Here is a 21,465-nt window from a genome sequence, read left to right on the forward strand (position 1 = left end):
CATGGACGCCGAGCTGTTCCAGCGGAGCCGCGCGCAGGTCACCCCAGGCGCGGTCCATGTGCCCGACTGGCTGGACGCGGACCGTCAGCTGCGGCTCCTGGACGCCTGCCGGGAGTGGGCGCGCCCGCCGGCCGGGCTACGGACCGTGCGCACGCCCGGCGGGGGCACGATGACCTCGCGGCAGGTCTGCCTCGGCCGGCACTGGTATCCCTACGGGTACGCCCGCACGGCCGTCGACGGCGCCCCCGTGAAGCCGCTCCCGGACTGGCTCGCCGCACTGGGCCGCGACGCGGTCGAGGCCGCGCTGGGTCCGCGGGCGGTGCCGTCGGAGCCGTACGACATCGCCCTGATCAACTTCTACGACGCGGACGCCCGGATGGGGATGCACCGCGACAGCGACGAGAGGTCCGACGCCCCCGTGGTGTCGCTCAGTCTCGGCGACTCCTGCGTCTTCCGTTTCGGCAACACCCGGACCCGGGCGCGCCCTTACACGGACGTGGAGCTGCGCAGCGGGGACCTGTTCGTCTTCGGCGGACCGGCGCGGCTCGCCTACCACGGGGTGCCGAAGGTGCGGCCGGGAACCGCACCGCCCGCGTTGGGACTGACGGGCCGGTTGAACATCACCCTCAGGGTCGGCGGCTTCGGCAAGGACCCGGAGCGGATCATGGGAGACTCCCCCTCATGAGCGGTAAGGCGGGCCCCCGGGCGGTGGGGGAAGGGAACACACGGACACGGCTGGAGCGGGGGCGCGGCGCCCTCGGACCCGCGCTGGAGCTGGTGCACACCGGCCGTGCGCCGACGCGTGCCGTGCTCACCACCGAGCTGGGCGTCACCCGGGCGACCGCCGGAGCGGTGGCCGCCGAACTGGAGGCGCTCGGCCTGATCCGCGTCGACGCCCACCCGGGGGCCGCCGCCGGGACGCAGGGCCGTCCCTCGCACCGGCTGGAGATCGCCGAGGACGGACCCGTCGCGCTCGCCGCCCAGGTGCACGCCGACGGCTTCCGGGCCGCGCTCGTCGGCCTCGGCGGCCGCATCGTCGCGACCGCCCCGGGCTGCGAGACCGTCGACGCCGACCCGGCCAAGGTGCTCGGCTCGGTCGTCGAAGCGGGCGCCGAACTGCTGCGCGAGACCGGGCGGCGCTGTGTGGGCGCCGGGCTCGCCGTGCCCTCCGCGGTCGCCGAACCCGAGGGCCTGGCGCTCAACCCGCTGCACCTCGCCTGGCCGGCGGGAGCACCGGTACGGGAGATCTTCGCCGAGCGGGTGCGCGCCGCCGGCATCACCGGGCCCGCCTTCGCCGCCAACGACATCAACCTGGCCGCGCTCGCGGAGCACCGGCACGGCGCGGGCCGCGGCTCCAGGGACCTGCTGTGCGTGGCCACCGGGCACCGGGGCGTGGGCGGCGCGCTGGTGCTCGACGGACGGCTGCACACGGGCAGTTCGGGTCTGGCGCTCGAGGTCGGCCACCTCACCGTGAACCCGGAGGGCCGCCCCTGCCACTGCGGCAGCCGTGGCTGCCTCGACGTGGAGGCGGATCCGCTGGCCTTCCTGGCGGCGGCCGGGCGCGAGGCCGGTCCCGAGGTCTCACAGCTTCAGCAGGCCAACGACCTCATCCGCACCGCGTACGCCACCGACCGGGCCGTCCGTGGCGCCGTCGACCTGCTGATCGACCGGCTCGGCCTCGGTCTCGCCGGCCTGGTCAACATCCTCAACCCGGACCGCATCATCCTCGGCGGGCTGCACCGCACCCTGCTCGACGCCGACCCCGAGCGGCTGCGCGCCGTCGTCGCCGACCGCAGCCTGTGGGGCCGCAGCGGCCAAGTCCCCGTCCTGGCCTGCACCCTCGACCACAACAGCCTGGTGGGAGCGGCGGAGCTGGCGTGGCAGCCGGTACTGGACGATCCACTGGGCGCCCTCGCCTGACGCGGCTTCAGGCACCGGACGAGGCGCCCCAACCTGACGCGGCTTCAGGCACCGGACGAGGCGGAAGGCGCGCTCGACTCACCACGGCCGTCCCCGCGGCAGTCCACCCGGTACGGGCGGCGACGTGAGCCGTCTCTTCAAGGAGCAGCACTCGGCCGCCCGCCTACTCCCCGGGAGGTATGCGCACTGCCGCTGGCCGTACGACGACCCGGACCCGCTCCGGGAGCCACTCTCGAGGCATCACCCGACAACCCACCGAGGGAGATGACCCCACGATGCAGACCCTGGCTCACTGGGACGGGGGCCCCGGCCCGTGGATCCTGTTCTTCCCGCTGATCTGGGCGGCCGTCGTCGTAGGCGCCGTCACCGTCCTTCGTCGTACCGCCCGGCGCGGCCGTGGCGGCCCCTGGCGCCCGATGGACGGCCGCCCCGCCGACGACTCGCCGATCGCGGTGCTCGGCCGTCGCTTCGCCTCCGGCGAGATCGACGAGGACGAGTACTGGCGCCGGCTCTCCGTGCTGGACGAGCACTTCGGCCGCACGGACAAGGGCGGTCCCGCATGACCGCGGTGACCGGCGCGCGGGCGGCCGTCAGGGTCGTCGACGCCGGCAAGGTGTCCGTCGCCGGCGATACCGCGGTGCGGGCCCTCGACAGGGTGGGTTCCGGCTTCCCGACCGGCCGTTCCACCGTGGTCGCGGGCCCCTCGGTGTCCGGCGAGTCCACGCTGCCGCACTGCTCGGCGGGCGGCCCGCCTTGACGGTCTGCGGGCCATCCCCACGGGATGACCCGCCCGGCGCGCACCGGAAGGAGGGTCACCGCCCGGTCAGCCGGCAACGGCGGACCGGGCGGGAGCATGTCGGGTCGTGTGCTCGTCGACCGCCGGCCCGAGGGCGGGCGCCTCGAGGGCCCGTTCGTACGGGGTGCGGCTGCGCACCGGCCCGGCCGGCGCCGCCGACGGCGCGGGAAGCGTGAACCAGACGACCTTCCCCGAATCGCCGTCGGGACGCGCCCCCCAGCTGGCGGCCACGGCGGCGACCATCGCCAGACCGCGTCCGCTGGTGGCGGAGGGATCCGGCGTGCGCAACTCCGGCAGGCGCGGATCGTGGTCGTGCACCGAGACGGTGAGCCGGTCGAGCAGCAACTCCATCTCCACGGTGCACGTCTTGTCGGGCTGGGCATGCAGGTGGACGTTGGTCAACAGCTCCGTCACACCGAGCGCGGCCCGGTCGATCAAGGAATCGAGATGCCAGTAGCGCAACTGCGCCGATACGATTCTGCGGACCTGGCCGATCCGCGACGGCAGGGCTTGGAGCTCCACCGTGCACTGCCTGCTTGGCTGGCTGATCACGGCTGCGACTCCCCGAATTGAGGTCCGGAAGAAGACACGGAGATCGGATCCAGCAGGGTGGCCGGGTGTGCACGCCGCCTGCTGTGCGGCTGAGTGCTCCGGCCGCCTGGTGCGGAACGGCTTCGTACGGGGGCCGCCCGCTGTCGTGACCGGCGGCTGGTTCTTCAGCGTAATCGCCGGTAAACCGAGAGTGATGTGAGACCAGCGTGACGCAGGGCACGCCGCGCCGCAACTCACGCCGCGCTCAGCCGCCGCGACCTGCCGCCTTGCGGACCGCCTCGATGAACCGCCGCGCCGACGGCGGCCCCGGCTGCCCCGGTGCCGGGTCCTGATCACCGAGGGTCAGTGAGTAGCGGGTGCCGTTCAGATCGGCCAGCGCCCGGTCCTCGGGCGCGAACCAGGGCTGGGACGCACGCACCGCCTGCACCGGCGCGCTGTCGATCTCGCTGCCGTAACTGGTGAGCAGTCGCAGCCTGCCGTCGCTGATCCGGACCTGCCCGGCCCGGGTGAGCGACCGCAGCCCCTTCCCGATCCGCACACCCGTGGCCGTGAACTCCGGCTCCGCCATGATGTCCGCCCCCTTGTGCGTTCGGCTGGGTCCGCTGCGGATCCCGCCCGGCGGCGCGATCCAGCGGCCTCGATCGAGAGTTCGGTCGTGATCCAGTGTGCACCCCGGCTCGGACGGGTCTCCCGGCGGAGCCCGCCGCACCGGCTCCCGTCCCGCGGTGCAGTCTGCCCCGGCCCGGCGCGCCGCACCAGTGCGCATACCGAGGTGGCGGCGGCCACCGGGCGCACTCGCACGGATGCGCCCCCACGGATTTCCGCCGGTTTCCCACTCCCTTCCCAGGTGCGCCTTTGAGTGGCTCAAAGATGCGTTTATGCAGGTGAGAAGGCATGTGAAAGGCGCCTATGATGCAGAGGTCCGACCGAGTGATCCGGACATCGGCACGCCCCGGTAAGGAGTCCCGCCGTGAGTACCTCCCAGATGACCCGACCCGGCGAGACCCTCGACGTGGACCGCAGTGACCCCGAGTACCGGGCCTGGCTGAAAGCGGCCGTCCGCAAGGTCCAGGCCGACGCCAACCGTTCCGCCGACACGCATCTGCTGCGCTTCCCGCTGCCCGAGCACTGGGGCATCGACCTGTATCTGAAGGACGAGTCGACCCACCCCACGGGCAGCCTCAAGCACCGTCTGGCGCGCTCGCTGTTCCTGTACGGGCTGTGCAACGGCTGGATCCGGCCGGGCCGCCCGGTGATCGAGGCGTCCAGTGGTTCCACGGCCGTCTCGGAGGCCTACTTCGCGAAGCTCATCGGCGTGCCCTTCGTCGCGGTCATGCCGCGCACGACGAGCGCCGAGAAGTGCCGCCTGATCGAGTTCCACGGCGGGCGGTGCCATTTCGTGGACGACCCGCGCACGATGTACGAGGCCTCGGCCGCCCTCGCGGAGGAGACCGGGGGCCACTACATGGACCAGTTCACCTACGCGGAACGGGCCACGGACTGGCGCGGCAACAACAACATCGCCGAATCCGTCTTCCGCCAGCTGGAGTTGGAGCGGTTTGCGGAACCCGCGTGGATCGTCGCCACGGCCGGCACCGGCGGCACCTCGGCGACCATCGCACGGTATGTGCACTACATGGGGTACGACACGCGCGTCTGTGTCGCCGACCCGGAGAACTCCTGCTTCTTCCAGGGGTGGACGACCGGCGATCCGGAGGTCACCTGTGACCGCGGCTCGCGGATCGAGGGCATCGGCCGGCCTCGGATGGAGCCCAGCTTCGTACCCGGCGCCATCGACCGGATGATGAAGGTCCCCGACGCGGCCGCCGTCGCCGCGGTACGGGCGCTGGAGCGGGCGATCGGCCGCAAGGCGGGCGGCTCGACCGGCACGGGCCTGTGGGGCGCGCTGAAGATCGTCGCGGAGATGGTGGCCGACGGGCGCACGGGCAGCGTGGTCACCCTGCTGTGCGATCCGGGGGACCGCTATCTGGACAAGTACTACTCGGACGTGTGGCTGGCCGAACAGGGACTGGACATCGCGCCGTACGCCGCGGCGATCGAGTCACTGCTGCGGACGGGGGTCTGGCCGGGCTGATCCCGGCCCGGCGTCTCGGCGACGCGGCCGGCGTCCCTGCTGCTCGAAGAGCTCGGGGGAGTGCGTCTCACGCGTCGCGAGCCGGGCGCCCGCCCTGTTCGGGCGTCTGACGGGCGAGCCTGCGGTCCAGGGCCGTCACCGCGCCGCGGAAGACCCGTGCCAGGGCACCGCGCGACAGCCTCATCAGCAGGCGGAAGAGTGCGTTGCCGTCGGCAGCCCACGTCCACTGCACACGGGTGCCCGTGCCGGCGGGGGCGAGCCGCCACTCCTCGAGCAGCGCGTGGATGCCGGGGACGGTCGCCTCGTCGACCCGGTACGCGTACAGCTCGTCGGGCTCGGCCGTGACGATCGTCTCGCGAAAGCGGGTGCCGCCGGTGAGACGCACCTTCCGTCCCGCGCCCTCGTCGATGAGACCTATGGACCTCACCGCGGGAAACCAGTCGCTCCAGCCGGGGACGTCGTCGGCGAGGGCCCGGAAGACCTTCTCAGGGGAGGCGGCCATCTCCCCGGTGAACACGAACCGAACGGGAGCGGTCCGTGTGAACGCGGGTCCCACCGGGCGCAGGCGGTGTGCCATGGACGAAACCTCCTCGCGGGACGTACGCGAACGGAAGCCGACTCTCGCTTCACCTTAGCTGACGTATTGTCAGCTGTCTGTGCCTTCCTCGGACTCTCCCGCGACCACCAGCCGCCGCAGATGCTCCGAGATCTCCATCCGAGCGTCCGTCGGCAGTCCGGCGTCGGTCACCAGTGTGTCGACCTCCTCCAGCGCGGCGAACGAACTCAGGCCCACCGTGCCCCACTTGGTGTGGTCGGCGACCACCACCACACGCCGTGCGGACTGCACGAGCTGCCGGTTGGTCTCGGCCTCCGCCAGGTTCGGCGTCGACAGGCCAGCCTCCAGCGATATGCCGTGCACTCCGAGGAACAGCACGTCGAAGTGGAGGGAGGCGATCGCCCGGTCGGCGACGGGGCCCACCAGCGAGTCGGACGGGGTGCGCACACCGCCCGTCAGGACGACCGTGGCCGCACCCTGCCGCTGGCCCGAGGTGCGCTGCGCGGCGTGGAAGACGTCGGCCACCCGCACCGAGTTGGTGACGACGGTCAGATCCGGCACGTCGAGGAGGTGATGGGCCAGTGCGTACGTCGTCGTGCCGCCGGACAGCGCGATCGCCGTGCCCGGTGTGACCAGCTCGGCCGCGGCCCGGGCGATGTCCTCCTTGGCCGTCAGCTCCAGGCCCGACTTCGCCTCGAACCCCGGTTCGTGCGTACTGGCCTCCACCACGGGCACCGCGCCGCCGTGCACCTTCTCCAGCACGCCCTGGCGGGCGAGCGCGTCGAGATCGCGGCGGACCGTCATGTCGGAGACGCCGAGCTTGCGCGTCAGCTCGTTCACGCGGACGCCCCCGCGCCGTCGCACCTCGTCCAGGATCAGGGCACGGCGCTGCTCCGCGAGGAGGTTCTGATTCTCGCTCACGTCCGCTCCGTCCCCTTTCATCCCATCACTTCCCACATGTCGCCCGTATCGGCTCCGACGAGGTCATTCTCCCGCCACCAGCACCGCGGGACGCCCCATCCTCGCACGCCTCGCCGCAGGTGGCGCCATCGCCCGTCACCTGGGATCCGTCCGCCCTCCCGGCCGCTGTCACACATATCGGGGAGATTCCGCGTCGGCAGGTGTGCGCCACCGGCACAGCGGAGATCCTGTCGCTGCCCGGGACACACCGTACGCAGCACGGGGGAAGAGCGGAACAGTGGAGCGTGCAGGGGAACACGAGGGGGAGCGCGGCGACTTCGCCGAGCCGTCCGCGCCGGCCGGGGCGGCCCTGGAACTCCGGGTCCACGGAGTCGGCGGGACCACGCCCGAGGAGATGCTCGGCGATCCGCGCACGGTGAGGATCACCGGTGACGGGACGGCCGCGGTGTACCGGCGCGCCGACGACGCCGACGCGGAACGGCGGCCCGGCGACCACCGCGACGAGCCGGTGCCCGAGGCGTACGTCTGGTGCAACCTGACCTCCGGGAACGCCGCACGCGCCCTGTGGCTGTTGCTGCTGCCGTTCATGGTCGCCAATCTCGCCCACTGGATGCGCCCCACGACCATCGGCCGGCGGCGGACCGTCCGCCTGTACGGAGTGATCGTCCGGCTCGTCGGACTCTCCCTGACCGTGCTGCTGGTCGCCGCCGCCTGCGAGGTCGCCCTGGACCTGGTGGCCTGGCAGTGCGCGGGCACGCGCGCGTGCGCGGGGCGCCACACCTGGCTCGGCTTCCTCTCGCCCGCCGTCTCCGGCCACGGCTGGTGGAACCCGCCCGGCAGGCGCCTCGCCCTGGCGTCGCTGATGCCGACGGCGCTCACCTGCCTGCTGTGGTACCTGTCGCACCGCACCTGGTGCGCCTACGAGTCCCAGCAGCCGATCTCACGCGATCCGGGGCCCGACGACGACGCCCACCGAGCCCCGCTCGGCCGCCCCGGGTTCTGGTACGGGCGCCGGCTGGTGGCCCGGCTGCGCGCCGCGCACACCGCCGCTGGCTTCCTCACGGTCACCGCTGCGCTCGGCGGCAGCGCCGCCCGCTACGACCGCCGCCATGGCTCGGTCCAGCTGGAAGTGCTCGGCTGGCTGCTGCACCTGATGTTCCTCGCGGGCGCCGTGATCGTGCTGTGGGTGGTGTGCCGCCGGGGCCGCTCGGAGAACCGGCTCGACAAGGATCTCGACCGGGCCCTGGTGCGATGGCTGCCGGCGGGTGCCCTCGTCCTGCTCGTCCTGACCATGGTGTACGCCGCCTGGTCCCGACCCGGCTGGCACTCCTCGGGCCGGCTGCCCGGTGACGCGGCGTTCGGCGCGCTCACCCTGGCGCAGGGCGTCCTGGTGATCGCACTCGGTGTCGTCGCCCACGTCCTGTACCGAACCCACCCCGACACGCGCACCGCGATGCGCGGACTGGCCGGACCCGCCGTCGCGCTGCTGGCCTGCGCGCTCGGCGGCGTGATGTCCGGCGGCGTGGCCCAGCGGGTCGCCGACTGGCTGGACGGCACCGGGCACGCCCTGGCCGGCCCGCCCGCCCTGCTGACCTGGCAGGCGTCCACGATCCCGCCGCTGCTGCTCGTCCTGCTCCTCCTCGCCGGCCGGCTGGCCCGGCGCACCTGGCTGCTACGACGCGCCGAGACCGTCGCGGTCGAAGCGGAGTACCCGGGGGAGTCCAGGGACACGGCCCGCACCCTGCGGATCGCGCACACGCGCGCGATGGCCGCGCTCACCGACCGGGCACCGCTCGTCGTCGCCGTCACCTCCGCCATGACCCTGCTCCTGGGCGCCGCCGCCCTGACCGGGGCCTTGGTCACCGGCGACACACCCGAAGGAGCCGCACGCGGCAGCCCACCGTTCGTCAGGGCCGCTGCCGACACCTGCCAGGGCCTCGGCTCCTGGCTGATCGGCATCGGATTCCTGCTCTTCGTCACGTGGGGTCGCCGCGCCTACAAGGACGCCTCCGCGCGCCGCACCATCGGCATCCTGTGGGACGTCGGCACGTTCTGGCCGCGCGCCGCCCATCCCTTCGCCCCGCCGTGCTACGCCGAGCGCGCCGTGCCCGACCTGACCTGGCGCATGGCCACCTGGACGAGCTCCTCCGGAGGGCGCCTGGTGCTGTCCGGGCATTCCCAGGGCAGCGTGCTGGCGGCGGCCGCGGCCCGGCAGCTGGGGCCCTCCGTACGCAGGCGGGTGGCCCTCCTGACGTACGGCTCGCCCCTGGAACGGCTCTACGGGCGCTGGTTCCCGGCGTACTTCGGCCCGGCCGCGCTCAGCTCCCTGCATCGCGAGGTGGACTGCTGGCGCAATCTCCACCGCCTCACCGACCCGATCGGCGGCCCGATCCGGCTGCCCGGCGACTGCGGCCCGCAGGTCGACCACCCACCGCTGAAGGACCCGCTCGCCTACGGCCGGACCCCCGAGCACCCGCTGCCCGCACCGATCCTCGGGCACGGCGACTACCAGGCGGACCCGGCGTTCGCCGAGGAGCGCTACCGACTGCTGGCGCGCCTCAGACCCGGGCTGCCGGCGCCGCGGGAGGCGAACACCTCCTCGGCGCCGGGCGCGGCGCCCGGCGGGCACGCTCAGGGCAGCTCCGGCAGGTCCTCGGGGTAGAGCAGGGACAGGTCGTCGGTGCTGGCGTCCGCGAGCTGGGCGACCCGGCCGGCGTGCCGCTCCACCATCGCCTCGAACGTCTGGCGCGCGGTGCGGCCGTTGCCGAACGTCGGCCCCTTCGGGATCGCCGTGAAGTACTTCAGCAGCGCCTCGGCGGTCCCGGGTCCGAGCCGGTACTCGTGTTCCTCGGCCTGCTGCTCGACGATCCGCAGCAGTTCCTCCGCACCGTAGTCGCCGAAGGTGATCGTCCGCGAGAAGCGCGAGGCGACACCGGGGTTGACGGACAGAAAGCGTTCCATCTCCGCCGTGTAGCCCGCGACGATCACCACCACGGCGTCGCGGTGATCCTCCATCAGCTTCACCAGTGTGTCGATCGCCTCACGCCCGAAGTCCCGCCCCGAGTCCTCCGGCGACAGCGCGTACGCCTCGTCGATGAACAGCACTCCGCCGCGCGCCCGGTCGAACGCCTCCTGGGTGCGGATGGCCGTGGAACCGATGTGCTCGCCGACCAGGTCGACCCGGGACACCTCCACGAGGTGGCCCTTCTCCAGGACGCCGAGCGAGGCCAGGATCTCGCCGTAGAGACGGGCGACCGTGGTCTTGCCCGTGCCGGGGGAGCCCGTGAACACCAGGTGCCGCCGCACGGAGGCCGCCTTCAGGCCCGCCTGCCGCCGGCGGCGCCCCACCTCGATCATGTCCGTGAGGGCCCGCACCTCGCGCTTGACGCTCTCCAGGCCCACCAGCGCGTCCAGTTCGCCGAGCACGGCCTGCGAGGTGCGCGCGGGCCTCGGCTGCTCGGGGGCCGGCGCGACGAGCGGCTCCTGCTCGGTGGCGCGCTGGCTCGGAATGCCCAGCAGCCCTGGCGACGGGCTCGTCGTCTGCACCGCCGTCTCCTGGGTCACCGCGGGCCGCAGTCCGGCGCTCTCGTCGCTGGTGCAGTCCTCGACGACCGCACCGCCCCCGCCGGGCGCGCCCGGGCCGCCGTCCGCGAACTCGTAGCCCCCGCGCGCACACCGCTCCGTACGGCACTTCCGCAGCGTGGCGCGGCAGCCGTCGATCACATGGAAGCCGTAGCCGCCGCTGCCCGTCACCCGGCAGTTCAGGAAGCTGCCCCGCCCCTCCGCCGAGACGTAGAAGCCAGCCTCCGCCGGCGAGGTCACCGTGCAGCGCTCGATGGTCGGGTCGGCGCCCTTGGTGACGATCACGCCGGTCTGGGTGCCGTCGATGGTGCAGCCGGACAGTGTGCCGCCGCTGCCGTGGTCCCGGAACCAGGCCCCCGTCGCGGCCTCCCGGATTCGGCAGTCGTCCAGTTGCGCGGTGGCGCCGTCACTCACCGACACCGCTGTGTTGCGCACTTGGGAGAGGTCGCTGTCCACGACGTCCACGCGCGAGCCCCGGTCGAGGACGAACAGGGCGTCCGGCACGTCGTGCACCCGGCAGGAGTCGAGCACCGCGGTCGCCCCGTCGCTGACCCACACCGCCGGGTAGTCCCCGGTGCTGTCGAAGATCTCGCACTGGTTGGCGTCCACACGGGTGCCCGGGTCCCACACCGACAGGCCGTTGCGACCGAACTGCCGCACCGTCGTGCGGGTCAGCGTGAGCACCGAACGGGACCTGAGGTCGACCGCGTTCTCCGGGATGTCGTGGATGCGGCAGTCGGCCAGGGTGAGCACCGCGTCCGTGTCCATCGTGACGCCGTCCGCGGTGGTGCGGTGCACATCGCAGTCCGTCAGGTGCGCCGTGGCCCGCCCGGTGATCTGCACACCGGAGCCCCTCACCTCGTAGACCTCGCAACCGACCGCCTCCAGCGAGGAGTTCTCCCCGGTCGCCGAGAGGCCCGCGCCCGACGTGTGGTGCACCCGGCAGCGCTCGAGGCGCGGGTGCGCTCCGCCTCGCACGGCGACGCCTGACTGGGCCGCCGCCACCACCTCGCACTCCTCGAACACCCCGCCACCGCCGTCCAGGACGGCGATGCCGACGCCGGCCGGGTTGTCCACCGTGCAGCGCCGCACCGTGGGGCGAGCGTTGCCGCGGACCTCGATGCCGGCCGCGGACCGCGTCATGATCCGCACGTCGACCAGCTCCGGTGTGCCTTCCTCCACGAGGAGCGCGGGAGCCGCCGCGTCCTGCCCCTCGACGTGCAGGTCCTGGACCACGGCGGAGGCGCGCACGGTCAGCGGCACGCCGTCCACCGGCGCGATGCGCACCGAGCCGGGGGAGCCCTCGGGCCCACGCAGCGTCACCGCCCGCTGGAGGACGAGGTTCTCCCGGTAGGTGCCGGGCGCGACGGTCAGGACGTCCCCGTCGCCCGCGGCCTCCAGGGCGGCGGCGAGTGACGCGTATTCACCCGTGCGGCGCCGCCACCGCGATGTACCGGTGTGCGTCACCTGGACCGTGCCCTGTGCCATGGCGCTGCTGTGCCCCCACCTCGTTGATCACGCGGGTTCTCGCGAAGATGCCGGACGGCCCGGCGGGTCCACCGTAGCGTGCGGGGAGGAGGCCGGTTGACCGGAGGCCGAACGCCGTCAACTGCCCGTGCCGGTACGGCCCCAGTCCGGGCCCGCCTTGTCCCACGCCTGGTCCCAGCGGGCGTAACGGCGGAGGACCAGGCGCCAGACGATCAACCGGCGGCAGCCCTCGATGAGCCCCGCGGTCATCGCGGCCACGCCGAAACCGGCCAGCACGGCGTGCGTCGTGGCGGTGGCGCTGTCCAACGGGCGGGCGGTTATTCGGCCGTGGCCGTCGGTCCAGAGCGGGAAACGGTCGCCCGGGTGCGGGGAGGACAGGGTGGCCAGAACCGCGCCGTGCTGTGCGGTACCGTCCGGGGCGGTCCAGTCGGCGAGAACCCGGCTGTGCGCGTCCCGGCTCGTCGAGGAGTCCGGATCGGGGTCCAGCGGCCCGCGGTTGAGCTGTTTGACGACGGTGGCCGCCACCTGGTGACGGCTGTGCTGCTGGTCCCGTACGGAGCGCTGCAGGGAGTCCTGGGCGACCGAGCCGATCAGCGACCCGGCGGTGGGCGCGGCGACCAGGATCAGCAGCAGGGCGACCAGCGCCACCCAGGCCTCGATGAGGTCGGTCGTACGGCGCAGCGGATTGTGCCGCCAGCGCCACAGGCCGTTGATTGCTCGCACGTCCCGCACCCCCTTCCGCGTCCGTGATAACCCCCGCACCCGGCCGTTCACTCTCGAGGCCGGGGAAGAGAGAGGGAAATCACCTCTCTCCCACCCCGCCCGCCTCTCACGAACTTCCTCCGCGGACTCAACGACCGCGGCCCTCGCCCGGGTTCCCACCCGCTCGTGGCATCGCGGCGTTTCTCGCCCCGGGTGCGGAGGGATCCTGTTCCGCACGACGGCGCGGGAAGAACCTCGTACCGCAGACGGCTCGGCCCGGTCGGGGAAACGGCCGGAGCTCCCGGCCAACCGCCCTATGCGAGGACCGTGACCGGGTCGCCGATGCGGATCAGGCCGGTCGTCTCCGGTACGAGGTTCTGCCCGAAGGCGAGTTGGCCGCCGAAGCGGCGGTGGCGGGCGAGCGTGCGCAGCGGCTCCTTGCCGCGCTCGGCGGTGCTCTGGTCCGTGGTGGTCACGACACAGCGCCCGCACATCTTGGCGACCCGGAACGTGACCTCGCCGATGGAGATCCGCTTCCAGCCGTCCTCGGCCCAGGGTTCGCTTCCGGCCACCACGAGGTTCGGCCGGAACCGGTTCATGGGCAGCGGGCCCTCGTCGGCGTGATCGCCCTGCGCGATCAGGGAATTGAGAGCATCGAGGGAGGCGACCGAGGCGAGCAACAGCGGGTAGGCGTCCGCCAGGCTCACGGTCTCGCCCGGACGCCCGTACGGCGGGTCGTCGATCGGGCGGCGGGTGGCCGGATCGTCGAGGTGGACGAGGGTCACAGGCTCACCCAGGAAGGCGCTGAACCACTCGCTCGCCTCGGGGCCTGCGGGGACCGTCTCGATCTTCTCTCCCGCCCACTTCGCGGTCGTCGTGCCGACGGGATCGGGCACGGCGACGGTCAGCGGCTCAAGAGCTTCCGCGGACACCCGGACACCGCCCCCGGGCAGCGGCTCGGCGGCCGCCAACGCCAGAGTCGGGCGCTCGCGCTGGGTGACGACCCGGCCGGAGTCGTCGATCAGTGCCCAGCGCCGGTCCCCGGCCAGCCCCCATGGCTCCACCACAGCCTCGTGGGGCGCCTGGCCCCGCAGCGCCTTGACCGGGTGGACGTGAATCGAGTGCAGCGCTGAATTCGGCATGAGGCCATCGTGCCACCGGCATCGACGGCCTCACGCGGTTCGCGGATCAGTATCCGCGGTACTGCTGCCCGTTGTAGTACGGGTCCTGGTAGGGCGCCGGGGCCGGGCGCTGCGCCGCGGGACGCATCGACTCGTAGCCCGAGGCCATCGGGCGCGGCTGCTGCATCTGCTGTGGGGCCGGATAGCCGCGCGGCCCCGCCTGCTGCGGGATGTACGCGGTCGGGGCCTGTTGCAGCGGTGCGGGCTGCGGTGTCTGGGGGTAGCCGTACGCCGGGGCCTGATGGGAGGGCCCGGACGCCAGCGCGGGCAGCGCCGACGGCAGTGCGGGCAGGCTGCTGCCCGGCGTCTCGTATGCGGAGGGGACCCGGATCGGAGCGATCTGCGGGGTGCCCCGCTCGGCGACGAGCTTGTCGTAGATCGGAGTGTCCGGGAAGGGCGACGCGGAGTAGTAACCGCCGCCATAGGTGGAGCGGGGGGAGGTCATGGGACATAAGTTAAGCCCACGATGTGCTGGTTGGGGAGACCGATAAGAGGGTTGTTTTCCGTGTCCGGGGTGACGCGGGATCCCCAATGCGAGCGAACTTGGCAAAAAGGGGCGGCAAGTCGGTCCCGGATCGTGTAAAGGCCGAGTTCCGGGTGGGTTACCGTCGGTTGTGCAGCGGCCTTGCGGGGCGGGTCGCGGGAGTTCGGGCCCCGGGGGAATAGGTTGGCCCCACGGATGCGAGGCGCTGTCCGGGCCCCGGTCCCGGCGTGGCGACAGGTGGATGGGGGCGGACATGTCGATGGCGAAGGGGTCCAACCTTCAGGTGCCGACCACGGCGCTGCGCGTCGAACTGGGTCGGCGTTCCGGACCGGGCGTGCCCGACGCGGACGCCTCGGCGCTGCTGCTGGTCTCCGGCAGAGTCCGTACGGACGCAGACTTCGTCTTCTACAACCAGCCCGCGCATCCCTCCGGCGCGGTGCGCCACGAGGGCAAGCGGGACCTGGGCGGCCAGGTGACGGACACCCTCCTCGTCGACCTCACGCGCGTGGAACCCGAGGTCGAGACGGTGGTGCTCGCCGCCTCCGCCGACGGCGGCACGTTCGGGCAGGTGCCCGGCCTGTACATCCGGGTGCTCGACGCCCGGCAGGGTACCGAGGTCGCGCGCTTCGACCCCGCCGCCACCGTCGAGACGGCGTTCGTGCTGGGGGAGTTCTACCGCCGCCAGGGCGCCTGGAAGTTCCGCGCCGTCGGCCAGGGCTACAGCAGCGGACTCGAGGGTCTGGCCACGGACTACGGGATCACGGTGGACGAGCCGCAGCACGCCGCGCCCCCGCCTCCACCGCCCGCCCCGCCGGCGGCACCCCCCGCCCCGGTACGCCTCACCAAGGTCACGCTCACCAAGCAGGCACCCACCGTCTCGCTGGCCAAACAGGGCGGCACCTCCGGGGCGATGCGCGTCAACCTCAACTGGCAGGTGCGCGGGCGGTACTCCGGAGCGGGCCGCGAACAGGGCCGGGCGGTGCCCCGCCACGCGGACCTCGACCTGGACCTGTGCGCCCTGTACGAGCTGTCCGACGGCAGGAAAGGCGTCGTCCAGGCGCTCGGCAACGCCTTCGGCTCGCTGCACCGACCGCCGTACATCCACCTCGACGGCGACGACCGCACCGGAGCCCTGGACACCGGCGAGAACCTCACCGTCAACCTGGACCACAAGGACCGCTTCCGGCGCATCCTCGTCTTCGTGACCATCTACGAAGGTGCCCGGTCCTTCGCCGACCTGCACGCCACGGTCACGCTCCAGCCGCAGCACGGTGCCCCCGTCGAGTTCTTCCTGGACGAGTGCACGGTGCCCTCCACCGTGTGCGCGCTCGCCCTCATCACGAACACCGGCGGCGACCTGGTCGTCCAGCGCGAGGCCCGCTATCTCGTCCCGGAGCGCGGGGTCAGCCCGCAGCGCACCGTCGACCGGGCCTACGGATGGGGCATGAACTGGACACCCGGCAGGAAATGACCGGATCGCGTGTCATCGCCTCCGGCCCGCTCACTGCTCGTCCAGCACCGCGTCCGGGCGCGCGTATGTGCGACCCTTCCATGCCGCGCCGCGCCCCCGGTAGTGCTGCACCGCCGAATCGACCGTCATCAGCAGGTACAGGAAAGCGGTGACCGACAGCAGCGGAGCGAGCCACAGCGGCTGACGGTAGTAGCGCAGCATGGGCACGTACGTCGCCGTCATCACCGCCTTCGCGAGCCCGCCCACCACCACGGCCGCCACATCGCCGGTGACGATCCCGGCGACCAGCGCGACGGACGGCACCAGGTAGACGATCGCGAGTCCGAGCACCGTACCGACGAGCAGCAGCGGATTGTGCCTGAGCTGGGCGTAGGCGCTGCGCGAGACCATCCGCCACAGGTCGTGCAGCCGTGGGTACGGGCGCACGCTGTCGACCCGGTCGGCAAGCCCCAACCAGATGCGGCCGCCGCTTCGCTTGACCGCGCGAGCGAGCGCCACGTCGTCGATGACGGCCTGCCGGACGGCGTCCGGAATCCGTGCCCGCTCGGCGGCGTCGGTCCGCAGCAGCACGCACCCGCCCGCCGCGGCCGCCGTCCGCGAGCCCTTCACCGCGATCCGGCGGAAGGGGTACAGCTGCGCGAAGAAGTACACGAAGGCGGGCACGACGAGCCTCTCCCACACGCTCTCCACCCGCAGCCGCGCCATCTGGGAGACGAGGTCGAAGCCGCCGGTGCGCGCGGCCGCCACCAACTCCCGCAGGCTGTCGGGCGCGTGGGCGATGTCGGCGTCCGTCAGGAGCAGATACTCGGGCGCACGCGCGCGTGCCAGTCCGATTCCGTGGCGTACGGCCCACAGCTTGCCCGTCCAGCCCGGAGGAGGCTCGCCGGGGGAGCCGACGGTGAGCGGCAGCCCGCCGTGCCGCTCCGCCAGCTCGCGGGCCAGCTCCCCGGTGCCATCGGAACTGCCGTCATCGATCAGGAAGACCTCGGCGCGCCCGGGATAGTCCTGCGCGAGCAACGAGGGGAGACTGTGCGGGAGTACGGCGGCCTCGTCCCGCGCCGGTACGACCACACAGACGGACGGCCACTCCTCGGGGTCCCGGCGCGGCGGCAACCGCACATCCGTACGCCAGAAGAAGCCCTGGCCGAGCAGCAGCCACAACCAGGCTGCCAGTGACGCGACGGCGATCCACACAACGGCACTCACCCGTGGCAGTCTGCCCCACCACGGGGTCCGTTGGGCGCATCGTCTATGGTTGCCGGGTGAAGATCGCGCTCATGGACTCCGGAATCGGACTGCTGCCGGCCGCCGCCGCGGTACGCCGTCTGCGGCCAGACGCGGACCTCGTCCTCTCCTGGGACCCCGACGGGATGCCGTGGGGGCCGCGCACACCGGAGGACATCACGGAGCGGGCACTGGCCGTCGCGGAGGCCGCCGCCGCCCATGGCCCCGATGTCCTGATCGTCGCCTGCAACACCGCGTCCGTGCACTCGCTGCCGGAGATGCGCGCCCGTTTCGAACCGGACGTGCCGATCATCGGCACGGTCCCGGCGATCAAGCCCGCCGCCGCAGGGGGCGGGCCCGTCGCGATCTGGGCCACGCCCGCGACCACGGGCAGCCCCTACCAGCGTGGGCTCATCCAGGAGTTCGCGGACGGCGTGACGGTCACCGAGGTGCCGTGCCCCGGACTCGCGGACGCCGTGCACCATGCGGACGACCCGGCGACCGAGGCCGCGATCGCCGCCGCCGCGGCGCTCACCCCGGACGACGTCACGACCGTCGTGCTGGGCTGCACCAACTACGAACTGGTCGCCGACCGCATCCGCGAAGCCGTCCAGAAGCCCGGCGCGGCGCCGCTCATCCTGCACGGAAGCGCCGGGGCGGTGGCCGCGCAGGCGCTGCGCCGCATCGGTGAGGTCCCGGTGCCTGAGGCTCCCGCCGAGGGCGGCCTGACGGTCCTGTTGAGCGGTCGGGAGGGCGTACTGCCGGCCGAGGCGCTGACGTATCCCGAGGGCAGGTTCCTGCAGGCGGTCAGCCCGGCGCGGTGAGCGACGCGGGGCGAGGGAACCGGCTCTCGGCCCGAACCGGTGATGCTGCACGATGCGGTGCCCCCGTTACGGAACATGGGTACCCTCGTGGCATGAGGGACCACCCCCATGGCGACGAAGCCCCGCACCCCGACATCTGGACAGGGCGGGCGACCAATCGGGCGCAGTGGCTGGCGGCACTCGTCGGTGCGGCCTGCATGGCGCTCGGTATCGAACTGGCCGTCGACTCCGCCTGGACGTCCGGCATCGCGCCGCTCGTCATGTCGGTCGTGGGCTGTATCGCGGCCGGCCTGCTGGTTCTCTTCGGCACGCTCGCGTTCGTGCACGTCGCCGTGAAGGTCGACAAGGAATGCCTCGAGGTGCGCTGCGGCCACATCGGTGTGCCGCGCCGCCGCATCCCCCTGGCCCACGTCGCCGGTGCCGAATTCGTGCCCCGCGTCACACCACGCCAGTGGGGAGGCTGGGGCTACCGGTGGCGACCGGAGAAGGGCACCGCCGTCGTCGTACGGCGCGGCGAGGGTCTCGTCCTGCGCCTGTGGGACGGTCACACCTTCACGATCACCGTGGACAACGCCGAGACGGCGGTACGGGTCATCCGCGCCAGACTGCATCCGACGCTTCCCGGCGCCACGCACTGACTGCTGTCCTCCTTCTCCTCTTCTTACTCGTATTACTCGAAGTGCCGGCTCGCCACCGCTGCGTCGGCCGGCGGTATCAGTGGCCGACCTCCTCTTCATCGGTTCGGCGGCCTCTCGTCCACCAGCGGACGCGCGGTGGCGATCCCGGCCAGGAATCCCGCTCCCGCCGTCACCGTCGTGAAGCTCAGCGCGTTGCCCAGCGACGCGATCACCGCCAGCGCTGTCAGAGCGGCGCCCGCCGTGAGTGCGAGCGGGGTGGGGCGCCGGGTGCGCCACAGCGCGTACAGAACCCAGCAGAAGACCGCCGCGAGCAGGGCCGCGCCGAGCAGCCCCTCCTCGGCGGCCTGCTGAAAGGGCGCGGAGTGCGGTTTGCCGTCGGGCAGGAGGGACTGCGCGGCCGTGACGCTCAGATCCCCGAAGCGTCCGGGGCCCTCGCCCAGCGCCGGATTCCGGTGCGCCAGCGCCAGCGCATCGTGCCAGAGCAGAACCCGGTGTCGGCTGAGCTGGTCGGTCAGGAACACCCTGAGCCCGTCGGGGAGGAGGTCCTCGGTGATCCCCCAGGTCAGGCCGGTCACCAGGGCCGCCACGAGCCCGAGAGCGGCGAGTGCCGGGGCGCGGTGCCGGGTCCGGTCGGCGGCGAGCGAGCACAGCAGCACACCGGTGCAGGCCACGAGCCCGGTCGTGGAACCGATCGCCGCCGCGACCACCGCGATGCCGGCGGCCGACAGACGCAGCACCAGCCGTGCCGCCGGGGCCCGGGCGGCCCAGGCGGCGCAGCACGCCGCCCCCGAGGAGAGCGTCAGCAGCGCTGCGGTCCCGCCGGTGTGCCCGAGCGGCGTGGCGAACTGCGGGCCCACCGCGACGTGCGGGGCGGCCACGGCGAGTCCGACACCGGCCAGGGCGCCCGCGACGGGTGCCGCGACCGGGAGCAGCGCCCCGAAGATGCGTCCGGACGCGTATCCCGCGGCGACCGCGAGCACCGCGAGCAGGACGCCCTCGGGCCTGCCGCCGTGGGCGGCGGCCGTGATCAGCGACCACACAGCGCACGCGCCCAGCACCAGGACGCCCGCCGTGTCCGAGGCGTTCCGTCTCTCGTCCTCCGTGTCCGCGGCCCTGGCCTCGGACTCCGTCCCCGTGGATCCCACCGCCGCCCCCCTGTGACGGACCCGACCGTCCCGGCCGCCCCGTCCGGCCGTGGTGCAGAGCTCCGGCACACCGTATCGGGTGATGCGCCGATTTGTGGACGGGTTGTGCAGAAACGATGCGGCAGGGTGTGGCCCATGTCCGGTCACAAGGGGCGGACCGTCCATGGTGCAGCCACGGGCCGCGTTGTCCGCGCCGTCGTCGCGCGCCGTAGACTCCCCGGGTGACCGTCACCGCAACATCCCTGGGCGAGCCGGAACAGCTCGAACCCGCGGCCGCACCAGCACCCGCCCGTGGCGTCCGCCGGGTGCGGCGTGTCGTTCCGGCCGCCGCCGCGTCGCTGTCCGGCGTGCTGCTGTACGTCAGTTTTCCGCCCCGGACACTGTGGTGGCTGGCCCTTCCGGCGTTCGCCGTCTTCGGCTGGGCCCTGCGCGGCCGCACCTTGAAGGCGGGTCTCGGTCTCGGCTATCTGTTCGGCCTCGGCTTTCTGCTGCCGCTGCTCGTGTGGACCGGTGTCGAGGTCGGCTCCGGACCGTGGCTCGCGCTCGTCGCGGTGGAGGCGATCTTCATCGCGCTGGTCGGCGCGGGTATCGCGCTCGTCTCCCGGCTGCCCGCCTGGCCGGTGTGGGCGGCGGCCGTGTGGATCGCCGGAGAGGCGGCACGCGCGCGCGTGCCGTTCGGCGGCTTCCCCTGGGGGAAGATCGCCTTCGGTCAGGCGGACGGTGTCTTCCTGCCGCTCGCCGCGGTCGGCGGCACCCCGGTGCTCGGCTTCGCCGTCGTCCTGTCCGGCTTCGGGCTCTACGAGATCGTGCGGCTCGTCGTGGACTGGCGGCGCACCACAAACGCGCTGCGGCGCGGGGCGGCCGTCGCGGCGCTGATCAGCGTCGCCGCTCCCGTGGTGGGTGCTGTCGCCGCGCGCTCCCTGGTCAGCGACAAGGCGGAGGACGGGACCGCGACCGTGGCCGTCATCCAGGGCAACGTGCCGCGCTCCGGACTCGAGTTCAACGCCCAGCGGCGCGCCGTCCTGGACTACCACGCGCGGGAGACCGAGCGTCTGGCCGCCGAGGTCGAGGCGGGCAAGGTCGCGCGGCCGGACTTCGTGCTGTGGCCCGAGAACTCCTCCGACGTCGACCCCCTCGCCAACCCCGACGCCGCCGCCGTGATCGACCGCGCCGCCAAGGCGATCGGGGTGCCCATCTCGGTCGGCGGCGTCGTCGAGCGGGGCGGCAGGCTCTACAACGAGCAGATCCTGTGGGACCCGGCCAAGGGCCCCGTCGACACCTACGACAAACGGCAGGTGCAGCCGTTCGGCGAGTACCTTCCGCTGCGCTCGTTGCTGAACGCCGTCAACCCCGACTGGACGGCGATGGTCCGCCAGGACTTCAGCCGCGGCCACAAGCCCGGTGTGTTCACCATGGCGGGCGCCAAGGTGGGGCTGGTCACCTGCTACGAGGCAGCCTTCGACTGGACCGTGCGCTCGACCGTCACCGACGGCGCCCAGCTGATCTCGGTGCCCAGCAACAACGCGACCTTCGACCGCAGCGAGATGACCTACCAGCAACTCGCCATGTCCCGGGTGCGGGCGGTGGAGCACAGCCGCACCGTCACCGTCCCGGTGACCAGCGGCGTCAGCGCCATCATCATGCCCGACGGGAGGATCACCCGGCGCACGGGGATGTTCGTCGCCGACTCGCTCGTCCAGAAGGTGCCACTGCGCTCCTACACGACCCCAGCCACCCGGCTCGGCACCCTCCCCGAGATGCTCCTGGTGCTGGTCGCGGCCGGCGGCCTCGGGTGGGCGGCGGCGTCGGCGGCACGCGGCCGTCGCGACCGCGACGCCCAGGCCGTCCGTCCCGAAGACGCGGGAGTGACGGAACCGACCCGTTAG

General features: G+C 72.9%; 20 protein-coding genes. 10 read left to right on the plus strand and 10 right to left on the minus strand.

Annotation, left to right across the window (positions count from 1 at the left end; translation table 11 throughout):
• Position 1: 1 nt before the first annotated feature.
• From ACZ7L1_RS17580 to ACZ7L1_RS17595, 4 genes are all read left to right on the plus strand, one after another.
• Positions 2-685, plus strand: a complete 684-nt coding sequence (locus tag ACZ7L1_RS17580) for an alpha-ketoglutarate-dependent dioxygenase AlkB family protein (protein ID WP_471438081.1) — start codon at positions 2-4, stop codon at positions 683-685.
• The gene (locus ACZ7L1_RS17585; protein WP_471438083.1) at positions 682-1,920 is read left to right on the plus strand and encodes an ROK family protein; all 1,239 of its coding nucleotides are present in this window, start codon (positions 682-684) and stop codon (positions 1,918-1,920) included. The genes ACZ7L1_RS17580 and ACZ7L1_RS17585 overlap by 4 nt, the downstream gene beginning before the upstream one ends.
• Before the next feature lie 275 nt (positions 1,921-2,195).
• Positions 2,196-2,483 (plus strand): SHOCT domain-containing protein, encoded by a 288-nt coding sequence (locus ACZ7L1_RS17590; RefSeq protein WP_471438084.1) that lies wholly within the window; start codon positions 2,196-2,198, stop codon positions 2,481-2,483.
• Entirely contained in the window at positions 2,480-2,677 is a 198-nt protein-coding gene (locus ACZ7L1_RS17595; protein WP_471438086.1) for a hypothetical protein, read from the plus strand. The genes ACZ7L1_RS17590 and ACZ7L1_RS17595 overlap by 4 nt, the downstream gene beginning before the upstream one ends.
• Before the next feature lie 66 nt (positions 2,678-2,743).
• On the opposite strand, the gene ACZ7L1_RS17600 is transcribed toward ACZ7L1_RS17595, so the two are convergent.
• Together ACZ7L1_RS17600 and ACZ7L1_RS17605 are read right to left on the minus strand one after the other, a co-directional pair.
• Positions 2,744-3,268: an ATP-binding protein gene (locus tag ACZ7L1_RS17600; RefSeq protein ID WP_471438087.1), complete on the minus strand. Its 525-nt coding sequence runs from the start codon at positions 3,266-3,268 to the stop codon at positions 2,744-2,746.
• Positions 3,269-3,512: 244 nt separating this feature from the next.
• Entirely contained in the window at positions 3,513-3,836 is a 324-nt protein-coding gene (locus ACZ7L1_RS17605) for a hypothetical protein (RefSeq protein WP_471438088.1), read from the minus strand.
• 417 nt (positions 3,837-4,253) lie between these two features.
• Between ACZ7L1_RS17605 and ACZ7L1_RS17610 the strand changes: the two genes are divergently transcribed.
• On the plus strand, positions 4,254-5,363 hold the full coding sequence (locus tag ACZ7L1_RS17610) for a PLP-dependent cysteine synthase family protein (RefSeq protein WP_471438186.1): 1,110 nt from the start codon (positions 4,254-4,256) through the stop codon (positions 5,361-5,363).
• Positions 5,364-5,430: 67 nt separating this feature from the next.
• Here ACZ7L1_RS17610 and ACZ7L1_RS17615 read toward each other — a convergent pair whose 3' ends face one another.
• Both ACZ7L1_RS17615 and ACZ7L1_RS17620 read right to left on the minus strand, forming a co-directional pair.
• A complete protein-coding gene (locus ACZ7L1_RS17615) occupies positions 5,431-5,940 on the minus strand; it encodes an SRPBCC family protein (protein ID WP_471438090.1) in 510 nt (169 codons plus the stop codon).
• 69 nt (positions 5,941-6,009) lie between these two features.
• Positions 6,010-6,840 carry a DeoR/GlpR family DNA-binding transcription regulator gene (locus tag ACZ7L1_RS17620; protein WP_471438092.1) on the minus strand — a complete coding sequence of 277 codons (831 nt, stop codon included), beginning with the start codon at positions 6,838-6,840 and terminating at the stop codon, positions 6,010-6,012.
• A gap of 277 nt (positions 6,841-7,117) precedes the next feature.
• Between ACZ7L1_RS17620 and ACZ7L1_RS17625 the strand changes: the two genes are divergently transcribed.
• Positions 7,118-9,502 carry a hypothetical protein gene (locus tag ACZ7L1_RS17625; RefSeq protein WP_471438093.1) on the plus strand — a complete coding sequence of 795 codons (2,385 nt, stop codon included), beginning with the start codon at positions 7,118-7,120 and terminating at the stop codon, positions 9,500-9,502.
• Here ACZ7L1_RS17625 and ACZ7L1_RS17630 read toward each other — a convergent pair.
• The 4 genes from ACZ7L1_RS17630 to ACZ7L1_RS17645 form a co-directional block, all read right to left on the minus strand.
• Positions 9,472-11,910 (minus strand): right-handed parallel beta-helix repeat-containing protein, encoded by a 2,439-nt coding sequence (locus ACZ7L1_RS17630; protein WP_471438095.1) that lies wholly within the window; start codon positions 11,908-11,910, stop codon positions 9,472-9,474. The genes ACZ7L1_RS17625 and ACZ7L1_RS17630 overlap by 31 nt on opposite strands.
• Positions 11,911-12,027: 117 nt before the next feature.
• Positions 12,028-12,633: an Rv1733c family protein gene (locus tag ACZ7L1_RS17635; protein ID WP_471438097.1), complete on the minus strand. Its 606-nt coding sequence runs from the start codon at positions 12,631-12,633 to the stop codon at positions 12,028-12,030.
• 293 nt (positions 12,634-12,926) lie between these two features.
• A complete protein-coding gene (locus ACZ7L1_RS17640; protein ID WP_471438099.1) occupies positions 12,927-13,754 on the minus strand; it encodes an MOSC domain-containing protein in 828 nt (275 codons plus the stop codon).
• Between the two features lie 46 nt (positions 13,755-13,800).
• Complete coding sequence (locus ACZ7L1_RS17645; protein ID WP_471438100.1) at positions 13,801-14,238, minus strand: DUF6643 family protein; 438 nt, start codon at positions 14,236-14,238, stop codon at positions 13,801-13,803.
• Between the two features lie 292 nt (positions 14,239-14,530).
• Here ACZ7L1_RS17645 and ACZ7L1_RS17650 point away from each other — a divergent pair, with 292 nt between their 5' ends.
• Positions 14,531-15,748 carry a TerD family protein gene (locus ACZ7L1_RS17650; RefSeq protein WP_471438101.1) on the plus strand — a complete coding sequence of 406 codons (1,218 nt, stop codon included), beginning with the start codon at positions 14,531-14,533 and terminating at the stop codon, positions 15,746-15,748.
• A gap of 30 nt (positions 15,749-15,778) precedes the next feature.
• Here ACZ7L1_RS17650 and ACZ7L1_RS17655 read toward each other — a convergent pair whose 3' ends face one another.
• On the minus strand, positions 15,779-16,954 hold the full coding sequence (locus ACZ7L1_RS17655; protein ID WP_471438102.1) for a glycosyltransferase: 1,176 nt from the start codon (positions 16,952-16,954) through the stop codon (positions 15,779-15,781).
• A gap of 56 nt (positions 16,955-17,010) precedes the next feature.
• Between ACZ7L1_RS17655 and ACZ7L1_RS17660 the strand changes: the two genes are divergently transcribed.
• Complete coding sequence (locus tag ACZ7L1_RS17660; protein ID WP_471438103.1) at positions 17,011-17,796, plus strand: glutamate racemase; 786 nt, start codon at positions 17,011-17,013, stop codon at positions 17,794-17,796.
• Positions 17,797-17,888: 92 nt separating this feature from the next.
• Entirely contained in the window at positions 17,889-18,434 is a 546-nt protein-coding gene (locus tag ACZ7L1_RS17665; RefSeq protein WP_471438105.1) for a hypothetical protein, read from the plus strand.
• Between the two features lie 95 nt (positions 18,435-18,529).
• Here the strand turns inward: ACZ7L1_RS17665 and ACZ7L1_RS17670 are convergent, their stop codons facing one another.
• A complete protein-coding gene (locus tag ACZ7L1_RS17670) occupies positions 18,530-19,579 on the minus strand; it encodes an O-antigen ligase family protein (RefSeq protein WP_471438107.1) in 1,050 nt (349 codons plus the stop codon).
• A gap of 221 nt (positions 19,580-19,800) precedes the next feature.
• On the opposite strand from ACZ7L1_RS17670, the gene lnt reads away from it, so the two are divergent.
• On the plus strand, positions 19,801-21,465 hold the full coding sequence (gene lnt / locus ACZ7L1_RS17675; RefSeq protein WP_471438109.1) for an apolipoprotein N-acyltransferase: 1,665 nt from the start codon (positions 19,801-19,803) through the stop codon (positions 21,463-21,465).

Source organism: Streptomyces sp. NPDC107546, from assembly GCF_055639175.1.

Bases quoted from the DNA above. Each gene is read 5' to 3' on its own strand.
- ACZ7L1_RS17580 (WP_471438081.1), top strand. From the start codon at position 2: ATGGACGCCGAGCTGTTCCAGCGGAGCCGCGCGCAGGTCACCCCAGGC.
- ACZ7L1_RS17585 (WP_471438083.1), top strand. From the start codon at position 682: ATGAGCGGTAAGGCGGGCCCCCGGGCGGTGGGGGAAGGGAACACACGG.
- ACZ7L1_RS17590 (WP_471438084.1), top strand. From the start codon at position 2,196: ATGCAGACCCTGGCTCACTGGGACGGGGGCCCCGGCCCGTGGATCCTG.
- ACZ7L1_RS17595 (WP_471438086.1), top strand. From the start codon at position 2,480: ATGACCGCGGTGACCGGCGCGCGGGCGGCCGTCAGGGTCGTCGACGCC.
- ACZ7L1_RS17605 (WP_471438088.1), bottom strand. From the start codon at position 3,836: ATGGCGGAGCCGGAGTTCACGGCCACGGGTGTGCGGATCGGGAAGGGG.
- ACZ7L1_RS17610 (WP_471438186.1), top strand. From the start codon at position 4,254: ATGACCCGACCCGGCGAGACCCTCGACGTGGACCGCAGTGACCCCGAG.
- ACZ7L1_RS17615 (WP_471438090.1), bottom strand. From the start codon at position 5,940: ATGGCACACCGCCTGCGCCCGGTGGGACCCGCGTTCACACGGACCGCT.
- ACZ7L1_RS17630 (WP_471438095.1), bottom strand. From the start codon at position 11,910: ATGGCACAGGGCACGGTCCAGGTGACGCACACCGGTACATCGCGGTGG.
- ACZ7L1_RS17640 (WP_471438099.1), bottom strand. From the start codon at position 13,754: ATGCCGAATTCAGCGCTGCACTCGATTCACGTCCACCCGGTCAAGGCG.
- ACZ7L1_RS17645 (WP_471438100.1), bottom strand. From the start codon at position 14,238: ATGACCTCCCCCCGCTCCACCTATGGCGGCGGTTACTACTCCGCGTCG.
- ACZ7L1_RS17650 (WP_471438101.1), top strand. From the start codon at position 14,531: ATGTCGATGGCGAAGGGGTCCAACCTTCAGGTGCCGACCACGGCGCTG.
- ACZ7L1_RS17665 (WP_471438105.1), top strand. From the start codon at position 17,889: ATGAGGGACCACCCCCATGGCGACGAAGCCCCGCACCCCGACATCTGG.